Raw genomic sequence first — 11597 nt, forward strand, 5'->3', positions numbered from 1 at the left:
CCCCCAACTCGGCGTCCCAGCGGTGCACCGCGACCTCGTTGGCCTGGCGCCGGAACCAGAAGCGCGCGGTGTTGTCGTCGGTCCAGGACCAGACCGGTGTGGCGGAATCGGTGGCAGCGAGCGTGGCAACCAGCGCGGGGGTCTGCTCGCGGAACCACGCCAGCAGCTCCGGCGCAGGCGGCGCGGAGGGCAGTGTGCGTCGCGAGATCCGTTCCGTGGCGCGCTGCTCCACGGTGATGCGTGCCCATCGTTGGATCTCGCCGATGTGCGCGACGAGGTCGGCGACGGTCCAGCCTGGGCACGACGGCACCGGCGCGTCGAAACCGGCGCGCTCCGCCGCGTCGGCGAGCGCAGCCGACTCCCGCGTGATCGCCTCGATGTACTCGTCCGGATCCATAACCCGTCCGCGACCCTACGCGACCGGCTGGAGCAGGTCGGCGTCGTTGTTCTCGGGCTTGTTCACGCGTGTGCTCACCTCGTATGCCTCGAACCATTCGTCGGGTGCGGGCACGAGGAGGCGTTCGAGGGTCGCGACATCTTCGTTCTTCGGGTCGAGCCAGGTGTCCCACGCGTCCTCGGCGAGCACGACCGGCATCCGGTCGTGGATCGGCGCGAGCAACTCGTTGGCGCGCGTCGTAACGATCACACACGTGCGGAGCCACGCGTCGGGATCGTCGTCGCCGGCGACGGCCGGATCGCGCCAGATCTCCCACAACCCCGCGAACGCGATCGGTTCACCGTCGCGGCGACGCACCGCGTACGGCACCTTCGGCGGTCGACGGCCGGAGGACGGCGCTTCCGTTGCCGCCTTCCACTCGTAGAACGCGTCGGCAGGGACGATGCAGCGCCGCTTCCGGAATGCTCGCTTGTATGCCGGCCGCTCCGCGACCGATTCGGCCCGGGCGTTGATCTGCTTGTCACCGATGGCCGGACTCTTTGCCCACGAGGGCACGAGCCCCCAGCGGAGCGGCGTGAGGACCCGGGTGGGCGGATCGTCGCGTCGGCGCTCCCGCACCGCGGGCACCCAGGCCCGGGGGGTGACGTTGTAATCGGGTTCTCGTCCGACCTCGATGTCGTTCTCGCTCACGCCGAAGCGTTCGGCGAGGAGCTCGGGCGACGATGCCTGCACGAACCGTCCGCACATGCTCACTCGCTCCTAGCGCTTCGGTCGGTCGGTCATCCGGTAGACGAATCGGAGTCCCGACCACTTCTCGTCGATCGCGCACACCTTGTTGTCGACGAGGCCGGCGTCGAGCCCGACGTGCTGCACGACTTCGAAGACGAGATCGGTTGCAACCCCCGAGGTCTTCTTCGGCCACGCGACCCATAGACCGCCGTCAGGCTCGAGCGCGCGCGCCATCGCGGGAAAGCGGCGCGCAAGTTCGGCGCGGCGCGTCACGAAGAACACGATGACATCGACGCGTCCGCGCGCCTGGCGTCGGACTTGCACGCCGTCGGGAATGCGTCCGAGCGTGCGATCGAACCCCGCGGGCGCGGACAGCACCGCAAGGCGACCGCCGTCTTTGATCCCGAGCTTCCGCGCCAACGGCGTGCCCGAGTAACCGCTCGTGGTCGTCACTACGCCCGCCCGCTCCCCATTTCCCCCGGTCCGTGGCGTCACTTCACCGCGCCCGGACGGGGGCTGTCAACCGGCGCGGTTCGACGTCGCACGGTCTGCCGGTGGCTTTCCCGACTCTTTCACTCGCATTTTCCGACGTCGCTGGGTAGCCTGCGAGCCACACACGAACGCCATCAAGGAGGCCCCAGAATGCCGATCCGACTGGGCGACGAAGCGCCGAATTTCACCGCCGAGACCACCGAGGGCAGTGTTGACCTGCACGAGTACCTCGGGGACGGCTGGGGCATGTTGTTCTCGCACCCGAAAGACTTCACCCCCGTGTGCACCACCGAGCTCGGCGCGCTGGCCAAGCGCAAAGGCGAGTTCGACCAACGTGGCGTGAAACTGATCGGCGTGAGCGTCGACCCCCTCGACTCACACCAGAGCTGGGCGAAGGACATCGAGGAGACGCAGGGCGCCGCGCTCAACTACCCGCTCATCGCCGACCCCGATCGCAAGGTCGCCGATCTCTACGACATGATCCACCCCAACGCGAACGACACGCTCACCGTGCGTTCGGTGTTCATCATCGGGCCCGACAAAAAGGTCAAGCTGATGATCACTTACCCGGCGAGCACCGGTCGCAACGTCGACGAACTCCTGCGGGTGATCGACTCGCTGCAGCTCACCGCGAAGTACCAGGTCGCGACGCCGGTGAACTGGACCGAAGGCGACGACTGCATCATCGTCCCCGCCGTCACCGACGAAGAGGCCAAGGACAAGTTCCCGAAGGGCTGGAAGGCCCTGAAGCCATACCTGCGCATCACGCCCCAGCCGAACAAGTAGCGCGTCATCCAGAGGCGAGCGTCCGCGAAGCGGGTATCCCGCCGAGCAGCGAGCCGTGGCCCGAGCGGCCCGGCGCGAAAGCGCCGAGAGCGAAAAACAGGTCAGAACCCGACCCAACCGTGGTCGGCCATGTGTGCATACACCGCGCCGGCGGTTCGCGGCCCGTACGAGGCCGGCCGCGCCGGGAGCGCGGCACGTGCCTGCTCGAGCTCGTCGGGGGTGAAGTCGCAGCGCGCGGTGTTCGGCTGCACCCCGTAGAGCGTCGCCCCGTTCACGCCGAGGATCTTGCGTTTGAGCTCGGCTGTCAGCGCCGGGTACCCGAACTGCTCCTGGTACTCCCGGGTGATCTCGAACGCACGGAACGCCTCGATCTGCGCCTGGGGTGAGCCGTACCAGATCGAATCGGTGCCCCACACGAGGTTGTCGGGACCGACCGCGACCAGCAGCTTGCCGAGTGTGTGCGCGGCCTGGTCGGGATCCCGCATGACGTTGAACCACGTAGAACCGATCTCCGCGTACACGTTCGCGCCCGACGCGACGCCGGCATCCTGCAGCGTGCGGACGAGGCGGTCGACGCCTCGACCGTCTTCGTGGTACGGACCTTCCGTGGTCGTCGCCTCGTAGCCGCTGTGGTACACGACGAAGCGGATGTCGGGGTGCGCCGACGCCGCGGGCCCGATGTCGACCGGCGCCGCGTAGGGGCTGCCACCGCCGAAGCCCTTGTGAACCGACACGATCTTCACGCCGGTTGCGCGAATCCGGTCGAGGAACGCGTTCCCGACCTGCGGCACGCGCGGGTCGTGGTCGTCGAGGAACCACGGTGACGGCGCGTGCGTGTACACCTTCCATGCGGCGATCGGATATTCATCCATCAGCGCGTTCATCGCGTCGAGGCGCGCGTCGAGGTTGCCGAGCGCGGGGAGCGCCTGACCGTGCATCAGGATGCGGCCGTCGCCACAGAGCTGGTCGGCGATGCGCCGCGCGTCGTCCATGTGCGCGGTCGACAACGGACCGTTGTTGTCGGACGCGGGGATTGCGCTCACGACTGCATAGTTGGTGTCGGAGCGCAGGAAGACCTGTTCGAGATAGTGGTCGATCGAGAAGCACGCGCGTGCGTCGGCTTCCCCGCACGACGCTTGCGGGAAGCTGCTGCCGAAGTTTCCGGTTGGCGTCGAGAGGTCGTACTCGAGGAAATGCGTCTGGAGGTCGAAGACGAACTCGTCGCCGCCGAGCGCGTTGCGGGCCGCGTCGGGGTCGACGGCAGTCTCCTCGGGGAGCGCCAGCGTGCCGCCGGGCTTACGCCCCGTGCGCGCTTGGTGCTCTTCGCTCGTGCACGCGTCGAGCACGATGAAGACCGCGGCGGTTGCCATGCTGGTGCGGAGAAAGTCGCGCCTCGACATCCCGCGCCGACGCGATTGCCGATCGATCAGGTCGCGGGCGCGACGCTCAGCTTCGCGCAGGGCCGGCGATTGCGGCGGCGGCACGTACTCGCCGTTGGAGACCGGCCCGAGCTCGACCGGGAGCTGGTCGTCGTTGCGGTCGGTCACTCCCCCATGCTCGCGCCGCCGGCATCTTCCTGTTCGCGCGCCGCCCGTTCGAGGCTGGACCTCACCTGCTGGAGCAGCTGCGCCAGACCACCCGCGAACATCGCGGGCTCGTCCTTGAAGCCCGTGAGCAAGCGCGCCAGATCGGGATCGCTGAGCTCGATCACCACACGTTCGTCCTCGGCGCGGATGCGCACACTCCGAGCCATGACCTCGTCGGGCGTCTCGTCGCTGCTGCCTTCCGCCGTCGTCGCTCCGACCGCGCCCTCGACGTGCTCGCGTGTGATGCCCAGCGATGCGAGCGCGCGTGCCGCGACGTTGTCCGGCACAGTCACGATCGCGCGGAGGAAGTGCGACGATGCAACTGGATCGGGACCCGCGAGTTCCCTCGCCATTGCCAGGATCGCCCCGCCCGCCGGTGTGAGACGCTCTTCAGCGACGACGGGCTCCACGAACAGGCGGCGCGGAATCGTGAAGGGAATCGTTCGCTGCGCTCCGCCCAACGCGTCGACAACTCGGGCTCGCGCCTCGTCGAGCGCGAGCCCGTGGGAGACGAGGATCTGGGCGGCGACGCCCTCACCTTCGGACACCACGCCGAGCAGGATGTGCTCGGTACCGATGTAGTTGTGCCCGAGTCTCAGTGCCTCGCGCAGCGAATTTTCGAGCAGCTTCTTGGCGCGCGGAGTGAAGGGAATGTTGGCGGTGGGGATATCCACCCCGCGCCCGATGATGCGTTCCACGTCGGCACGAATGGCATCGAGCGAGATGCCGGCGCCTTCGAGGACCTGGGCAGCGACACCGTTCCGCTCGGCCAAGAGCCCGAGCAGGATGTGCTCCGTGCCGATGTAGTTGTGCCCGAGACCTCGAGCTTCTTCCTGGGCCATGACGACGACGGTGCGGGCCCGGTCGGTGAAGCGTTCGAACATCACGACCTCCCGACGAATCTCGACTGGGACTCGTTGCTCGACGTGCGGTGGGTTTCTCTCACCGAAGCTGAAACGTCCGTCGGCGTGTCCCGCTCGGCGCTGCGCAGCTGGTACCGGAGCGGGCAGATTCCCTCCCGGCTCGTCGACGGGCCCTTCGGTCCGCAGCGCGAGGTCCCCATCGAAGCGGTGCTCGCCCGCGCGGCGAATTCCACGCGTATCACTCGCAAGGTCGGACGCGAGGTCACGCTCGAAGCCGAGGTCGCGCTGCTGCGCGACCGGGTAGAGGAGCTCGAGACGCGGATCGCCGATCTCGAGGGACGGAAATAGCCCGGACGCGTTCGAGGACAACCCGTCGTCGCTCGGCGTCACCCGAGCACTCGGCGGGAAGCACATCGTCGCGCCGACATCGCGATCGCGGGCCTCGAACGCCGCCTCGCACTCCTCGGACTGTGACTACAAGTAGCCCATCGGGTTCACGGGGGTGCCGTTCACGCGGACTTCGAAGTGGAGATGGCAGCCGGTGGACTTGCCGGTGCTGCCGACGTAGCCGATCACCTGGCCGCGTTCGACGACTTGGCCCACCACCGAGACGGCGATCGCCGACTGATGGGCGTAGAGCGTGGCGAGACCGGCGCCGTGATTGACGATCGTGGCGTTGCCGTAGCCCCCGTTGGGACCGGCGAAGAAGATGACACCCGAGTCGGCGGCCTTGATGGGCGTGCCGCAGGATGCCGCGAAGTCGACGCCCGCGTGGAACGCCTGCTCTCCGGTAATCGGGTCGGTTCGGTACCCGAAGGGACTGGCGATCGGTACCTTCCCCACCGGCGAGATGAACTGGCCGGTGCCGTACGACGGCGTGTCGGGTTGGTTGGCGAGTGAGGCGGCGATCTCGTCGGAGATCGCCTGGAATTCGGAGGTGAGCTGTGCCTGCATCGCACCGAGCTCGGCGCGCTTCGCGATGAAGCTCCGTTCCGCGTTCTGCGCGTTCGCGAGCGCCTGTTCCCGCTGACCGTACAGGTCGTCGAGCCGGCGTTGCTCGACCACCGCCTCGTCGCGCGCCGTGTCGGTGAGCTTGCGCGACTCATCGAGCTTCGATTCCTGGGTAGCAAGCTCGGCGCGGAGCGCGCCCACGCGTCGGGCATCGCCATGGCGCTTGTTGGAGATGCGCTTCAGGTACTGGCTGCCCTCGACGAAGTCGCCCGACCCGTCGGCGCTCCCCATGAGGTCGAGCATCGCGCTGCTGTCGGAGCGCTGGTACAGCAGGACGGCACTCTGCCGCGTGGCAGCCCTCGCTTCGTCGAGCTTCTCCTGGGTCTTGTCGATCTGGATCCCCAGGATGAGCGAGACCACCGCGTAACGGTCGGAGTCGGCTTGCGCCTGCACGAGCCGTTCGCTGGCACTCGTGAGCTCGCCGGCGATCTGCTTCACCGAGAGCTCGATCTCCTGACGCTGGCTGCGGATCTCGGTGAGCTCGGCGTTGGTGGCGTCGATCTCCGCCGTGGTCTCCATCTGTTGCTTGCGGTTGCCCGCGAGGCGGTCGTCGACCTGAGCCGAGGCGCGCCAGGCGTTGGGCACCGTGACGAACGCCACCAGCACAGTCAGCACGGCGAGTCGGGACGGAACGGCAGAGCGGAGGCGTCTCTGCATCGGCCGAATCCTACGCAACACCAGCCACATGCGCAACAGAATCCACAGCTGCGTTCTGAGACAGGCCCTTGGCGTGTCTCAGACGCCCGGATTCAGACCCGGAGGAACCGCCGCAGGCCCACGAAGGCGCCGATCATGCCGATGAGCACGCCGATGCCCAGAACGATGAAGGCAATGGCGGTCGCGTCGCCGGTGGTCACGAAGAAGTCGCCGAAGAAGCTGTTCGGATCGCTGAACGCCTGGTCGAAGCCGAAGTGCTTCAGCGCGAGGAGGGAGAACACGGCGAGCCCGGCACCGACGATGCCCTGCACCATGCCTTCGGCGATGAACGGGACGCGCACGAACCAATTCGACGCGCCTACGAGCTTCATCACTTCGATCTCGCGCCTTCGCGCGAAGGTCGCGAGCCGGATCGTGTTCACGATCAGGAACAACGACGAACCGAGCAGCACGAGCGAGAGCACGATGAAGATCAGCCTCACCGTGTCCGTCACGTCGATCAGACCCTTCAGTGCCTCACCCGGTGTGGTCACCTGTTCGACGCCCTGCTGGGTGCTGAACTCGTCGCGCACGACCTTCGTGAGCTCAGCCTTCTTCGGCGCGACGCGGAACGATGCAGGGAGGTCGGCGGCAGTGATGTCGCGCGTGATGTCGGGATTCCGACGGAAGATCCGCAGGAACTCCTCGAACGCCGCCTGCTTGTCGAGATACCGGGCGTGCTTGACGTTGGGATCCTCTTTCAGCGCAGCCATGACCGCGTCGATCTGTTCTTGGGGCGCGTCGACCTTCATGAAGATCTCGAGGGTGACACCACCCTTGATCCGCTCGGTGCCGTGGTCGACCCACTTCGAGAGCATCAGGATGCCGCCGAACAGCGCAAGCGATACGGCGACGGTCGCGATCCCTGCGATTGTCATCAGCACGTTGCGGCGCAGCGACACCATCGTCTCGCGCGCGAAGTACACGATTCGGGTCCACATGAGAACGGGTCAGCCCCCGACGCCGTACACGCCGCGCGCTTGGTCGCGGACGAGGCTGCCTCGGTCGAGCTCGATGACACGGCGTCGCATCGCGTCGACGATGCGTTGGTCGTGCGTGGCCATGACGACAGTGGTGCCGGTGCGATTGATGCGATCGAGGATCCGCATGATGCCGACGGTGGTGGCCGGGTCGAGGTTCCCGGTGGGCTCGTCGGCGAGCAGGATCAGCGGACGGTTCACGAACGCGCGAGCGATAGACACGCGCTGTTGCTCGCCGCCGGACAACTCGGACGGGAACCGCGCTGCTTTCTTCGCGAGACCCACGAGATCGAGCACCTGCGGCACCTGGGTCCGCACGACGTGGCGTGGACGGCCGATGACCTCCATCGCGAACGCGACGTTCTCGTAGACCGTCTTGTTGGGGAGCAGCTTGAAGTCTTGGAAGACGCAGCCGATGTTGCGCCGAAGCTGCGGCACCTTCCAGTGGCTCAGGCGCGAGATGTCGCGCCCGGCGACGACGATGCGCCCGACCGTGACGTCTTCTTCGCGGAGCAAGAGGCGCAGAAACGTCGACTTTCCCGATCCGGACGGGCCGACCAAGAAGAGAAAGTCGCCTTTTTGGACCTCAGCGGACACGTCGCGGAGCGCGGCGACTTCGCCCTTGTAGATCTTGGAGACGTTCTCGAAGAGAATCATGAAGGCGTGGAGCCGGACAACCGGCCCAGTGTGGGAATCCGGCGAGCGGGCGAAATCGAGGGTAGCAGGGCCATCCGGGAATTTAGGGTCTTGCCCCTACACCATGGGTCGCTCGCTACGAATCGGGATACCCGATCCGCTCACGCTCGCTCCCCCGATCATTGGCCGCGGAGCCACTGAAGGTACGACTCGATGAAGTCGTCGATCTCGCCGTCGAGCACTGCCTGAACGTTGCCGGTTTCATAACGCGTGCGCTCGTCCTTCACGAGCTGGTACGGCTGCAGTGTGTACGTGCGGATCTGGCTGCCGAACGCCACGTCGCGCTTGTCGGGCGAGAGCGCTTCGAGTTCCGCCCGCCGTTCCTGGCGCTGACGCTCAGCGAGGCGTGCCGCGAGGATCTGCATCGCGCGCGCTTTGTTCTGCGTCTGCGAACGCTCGTTCTGCACCGCGACGACAACTCCCGTGGGAATGTGCGTGATCCGCACTGCGGAGTCGGTGACGTTCACGTGCTGCCCACCCGCGCCAGATGAACGATAGGTATCGATTCGGAGATCGTTGGGATCGATGTCGGGCTCTTCGGCAACGTCGAGCGCCGGCACCGCGTCGAACGACGCGAACGCGGTTTGCCGCCGCGCGTTCGCGTCGAACGGAGAGATACGAATCAGTCGGTGCACACCGCGCTCGCTCGAAAGCAAGCCGTACGCGTACCGCCCCTTGATCGTGAACGTCGCCGAACTGAGCCCGGCTTCCGTCCCGGGCCAAACCTCGTCGAGCTCCACCGAGAACCCCCGCCGTTCGGCCCAGCGCAGGTACATGCGCAACAGCATGTTGGTCCAGTCCTGCGCGTCGGTACCGCCGGCGCCCGAGTTGACCGTGCAGATCGCGTCGCGGTCGTCGTGCTCGCCGGTGAACAGCGAGCGCAACTCGAGTTCGTCGAGACGCGCGGCGAGCGACGCGACGCCTTCGGCTACCTCGCCTTCGAACGAGTCGTCGCTCTCTTCGCGCGCGAGCTCCGCGAGCGTCTCGAGGTCGGAGAGCTGCTCGTGCAAGCCGTCGGCGATCTCGACATCGTCGCGGTAACGCGCGAGCTCAGTGGTGACCTTGCGCGCGAGCGCCTGGTCGTCCCAGAGGTCGGGCCGGCTCACCTGCTCGTCGAGCTCGACGATCCGCGCACGCGCGGCGTCGACCTTCAGGTACGCGTGCGCAGCCTCGACGCGGCGGCGAAGCTCGGCAAGGTCGGAAGAGAAATCGCGCATCGAGACAGCGGTGGCGGTGGGGAGCGCTCAGCGACCGTGGCAGAGCTTGTACTTCTTGCCACTCCCGCAGTAGCAGGGCTCGTTGCGTCCCGGGGCCTTGTCGACCCTCACGGGCTGCATCACAACCTCCTCGGCCATTCCGCCGGTGACCGGTCCGTTGGTCGCCGGCGGCCCTCCGGCGGCGTCGGGGTCGAAGTCGCCCAGGAGCTGCTCGGGCGCCATGCTCGCCGCGGTGGCGCGCAGCGCGGCCGCACCCTGATCGGAGTCGTCGGCCGAGCTGTACTTCATCGCCTTCGTGGACGGCGCCTGCGGGGCGTCGGCCACCGTCGCGACCTGGAGGTGCGACACGTACTGGACGAAGTTGTCCTGGATCAGACCCATCATCGCCTCGAACATGTCGAAGCCCTCGCGCTGCCACTCGGCCAGTGGGTCCTTCTGGCCCATCGCGCGCAGGTTGATGCCCTCACGGAGGTAGTCCATCTCGTAGAGGTGCTCGCGCCAGTGCTGGTCGATCATCGACAGCATCACGCGCCGCTCGATCTCACGGAGGTTGTCGGCACCGACCGACTGCTCCTTGGTCTCGTAGAGGTCGAGCGCGTCACCGACGAGGAGCTCGACGAGCGCGTCGCGATGCACGACGTCGTCGAGCTGCTCACGGGTGACTCGCGTGGGGTAGATCACGTGCATCTGGCGATCGAGCTCTTCGAGATCCCACTCCTCGGGAAACTCGCTCGGGCAATTGGCGAGCACGGAGCGTTCCACGGTGGCGGCGATCGCCTCGAACGCTTCGTCGCGCAGCTCGCCACCGTCGAGGATCTGCTGGCGACGCCGGTAGATCACCTTGCGCTGCTCGTTCATCACCTCGTCGTACTTGAGCACGTCTTTGCGGATCTCGAAGTTTCGATCCTCGACCGTTCGCTGCGCGCGTTCGATCGCGCGCGTGACCATCTTGGCTTCCAGGGGGACGTCGTCGGGGAACGCCTTCCCCATGACCCAGTTCATCGCGCCGGTCGCGAAGAGGCGCATGAGGTCGTCTTCGAGCGAGAGATAGAAGCGGCTCTCACCCAGGTCGCCCTGCCGCCCCGAGCGGCCACGGAGCTGGTTGTCGATCCGGCGGCTCTCGTGCCGCTCGGTACCGAGCACGTAGAGACCGCCCAGCTCGCGCACTTTCGCGCCGTCGTTGGCACACTCGACCGCGAACTTCTCGAGCAGCTCTTCGTAGCGTTCCGGTGACTCCTCGACCGTCGTGCCGCTCGCGAGCAACTCCTGGCGGGCAAGCCCGTCTGGCTCTCCGCCCAGGAGGATGTCGACGCCGCGGCCCGCCATGTTGGTGGCGACGGTGACCGACGCCGGACGGCCGGCCTGGGCGACGACGTGCGCCTCTCGCTCGTGCTGCTTGGCGTTGAGCACCTGGTGCGGGATCCCGCGCTTCTCGAGGATCCGGCTCAACAGCTCCGACTTCTCCACGGAGATCGTACCGACCAGCACGGGCTGGCCTTCCGCGTGCCGCTCCGCGAGGTCGTCGGCGACGGCGTTGAACTTCGCATCTTCGCTCTTGTAGATGAGGTCGGCGGCGTCGGCGCGGATCATCGGCCGGTTGGTGGGGATCGTGACGACCTCGAGCCCGTACGTGTGGGCGAACTCGCCGGCCTCCGTAGACGCGGTACCGGTCATGCCGGCGAGCTTGTCGTACATGCGGAAGTAGTTCTGGAGGGTGACCGTGGCGAGGGTCTGGTTCTCCTCCTTGATCCTCACGCGCTCCTTGGCTTCCACCGCCTGGTGGAGCCCCTCGCTCCAGCGACGGCCTTCGAGGATGCGGCCCGTGAACTCGTCGACGATCTTCACCTCGCCCTGCTGCACGACGTAGTCGACGTCGGGCTTGAACAGCTCCTTCGCGCGCAGCGCGGCCTGGAGCTGATGCACGAAGTTCTGGTTGACGTGCTCGTAGAGATTGTCGACCTCGAGCGCGTCCTCGACACGCTGGACGCCCTCTTCCGTTGGAACGACCGTCCTCTTGGCTTCGTCGACCTCGTAGTCGCGATCGCGCTCGAGGTCTTTCACGATGGCGGCGAACTGGTGGTAGAGCTCCTGTGCGTCGTCGGCGCGACCCGAGATGATGAGCGGCGTGCGCGCTTCGTCGACGA

General features: G+C 66.9%; 12 protein-coding genes and 1 pseudogene. 2 read left to right on the forward strand and 11 right to left on the reverse strand.

Annotated features, from left to right (window positions below; genetic code table 11):
• The 3 genes from WD271_08180 to WD271_08190 form a co-directional block, all read right to left on the reverse strand.
• The coding region (locus WD271_08180; GenBank protein MEX1007810.1) for a maleylpyruvate isomerase N-terminal domain-containing protein at positions 1-397 on the reverse strand (397 nt) is incomplete at its 3' end.
• A 15-nt stretch (positions 398-412) separates the two neighbouring features.
• Complete coding sequence (locus WD271_08185) at positions 413-1144, reverse strand: SOS response-associated peptidase (GenBank protein ID MEX1007811.1); 732 nt, start codon at positions 1142-1144, stop codon at positions 413-415.
• 12 nt (positions 1145-1156) lie between these two features.
• Positions 1157-1579, reverse strand: coding sequence for a DUF3052 domain-containing protein (locus WD271_08190; protein ID MEX1007812.1), 423 nt, complete (start codon positions 1577-1579; stop codon positions 1157-1159).
• 189 nt (positions 1580-1768) lie between these two features.
• Between WD271_08190 and WD271_08195 the strand changes: the two genes are divergently transcribed.
• On the forward strand, positions 1769-2404 hold the full coding sequence (locus WD271_08195) for a peroxiredoxin (protein ID MEX1007813.1): 636 nt from the start codon (positions 1769-1771) through the stop codon (positions 2402-2404).
• A 101-nt stretch (positions 2405-2505) separates the two neighbouring features.
• Here the strand turns inward: WD271_08195 and WD271_08200 are convergent, their stop codons facing one another.
• From WD271_08200 to WD271_08210, 3 genes and pseudogenes are all read right to left on the reverse strand, one after another.
• A complete protein-coding gene (locus tag WD271_08200; GenBank protein MEX1007814.1) occupies positions 2506-3951 on the reverse strand; it encodes an amidohydrolase family protein in 1446 nt (481 codons plus the stop codon).
• A complete protein-coding gene (locus WD271_08205) occupies positions 3948-4343 on the reverse strand; it encodes a hypothetical protein (GenBank protein ID MEX1007815.1) in 396 nt (131 codons plus the stop codon). The genes WD271_08200 and WD271_08205 overlap by 4 nt, the downstream gene beginning before the upstream one ends.
• Before the next feature lie 114 nt (positions 4344-4457).
• Positions 4458-4874, reverse strand: a pseudogene (locus tag WD271_08210) (Clp protease N-terminal domain-containing protein).
• Between WD271_08210 and WD271_08215 the strand changes: the two are divergent.
• Positions 4800-5201 carry an excisionase gene (locus WD271_08215; GenBank protein ID MEX1007816.1) on the forward strand — a complete coding sequence of 134 codons (402 nt, stop codon included), beginning with the start codon at positions 4800-4802 and terminating at the stop codon, positions 5199-5201. The pseudogene WD271_08210 and the gene WD271_08215 sit on opposite strands and share 75 nt — an antisense overlap.
• Before the next feature lie 126 nt (positions 5202-5327).
• Here the strand turns inward: WD271_08215 and WD271_08220 are convergent, their stop codons facing one another.
• The 5 genes from WD271_08220 to secA form a co-directional block, all read right to left on the reverse strand.
• The gene (locus tag WD271_08220; protein MEX1007817.1) at positions 5328-6521 is read right to left on the reverse strand and encodes a peptidoglycan DD-metalloendopeptidase family protein; all 1194 of its coding nucleotides are present in this window, start codon (positions 6519-6521) and stop codon (positions 5328-5330) included.
• Positions 6522-6613: 92 nt separating this feature from the next.
• Positions 6614-7501 (reverse strand): permease-like cell division protein FtsX, encoded by an 888-nt coding sequence (locus tag WD271_08225; protein ID MEX1007818.1) that lies wholly within the window; start codon positions 7499-7501, stop codon positions 6614-6616.
• A 9-nt stretch (positions 7502-7510) separates the two neighbouring features.
• On the reverse strand, positions 7511-8197 hold the full coding sequence (gene ftsE, locus WD271_08230; protein ID MEX1007819.1) for a cell division ATP-binding protein FtsE: 687 nt from the start codon (positions 8195-8197) through the stop codon (positions 7511-7513).
• Between the two features lie 158 nt (positions 8198-8355).
• Complete coding sequence (gene prfB / locus WD271_08235) at positions 8356-9453, reverse strand: peptide chain release factor 2 (GenBank protein MEX1007820.1); 1098 nt, start codon at positions 9451-9453, stop codon at positions 8356-8358.
• Between the two features lie 27 nt (positions 9454-9480).
• Positions 9481-11597, reverse strand: a 2117-nt coding sequence (gene secA / locus WD271_08240; protein ID MEX1007821.1) for a preprotein translocase subunit SecA, incomplete at its 5' end; no start/stop codon positions are given.

Source organism: Acidimicrobiia bacterium (assembly GCA_040880805.1).
Lineage (GTDB): Bacteria > Actinomycetota > Acidimicrobiia > IMCC26256 > DASPTH01 > DASPTH01.

Excerpts from the sequence above, each read along its gene's own strand:
- WD271_08185 (MEX1007811.1), bottom strand. The coding sequence starts at position 1,144 with ATGTGCGGACGGTTCGTGCAGGCATCGTCGCCCGAGCTCCTCGCCGAA.
- WD271_08220 (MEX1007817.1), bottom strand. The coding sequence starts at position 6,521 with ATGCAGAGACGCCTCCGCTCTGCCGTTCCGTCCCGACTCGCCGTGCTG.
- WD271_08225 (MEX1007818.1), bottom strand. The coding sequence starts at position 7,501 with ATGTGGACCCGAATCGTGTACTTCGCGCGCGAGACGATGGTGTCGCTG.
- ftsE (MEX1007819.1), bottom strand. The coding sequence starts at position 8,197 with ATGATTCTCTTCGAGAACGTCTCCAAGATCTACAAGGGCGAAGTCGCC.
- WD271_08205 (MEX1007815.1), bottom strand. The coding sequence starts at position 4,343 with ATGGCGAGGGAACTCGCGGGTCCCGATCCAGTTGCATCGTCGCACTTC.
- prfB (MEX1007820.1), bottom strand. The coding sequence starts at position 9,453 with ATGCGCGATTTCTCTTCCGACCTTGCCGAGCTTCGCCGCCGCGTCGAG.
- WD271_08195 (MEX1007813.1), top strand. The coding sequence starts at position 1,769 with ATGCCGATCCGACTGGGCGACGAAGCGCCGAATTTCACCGCCGAGACC.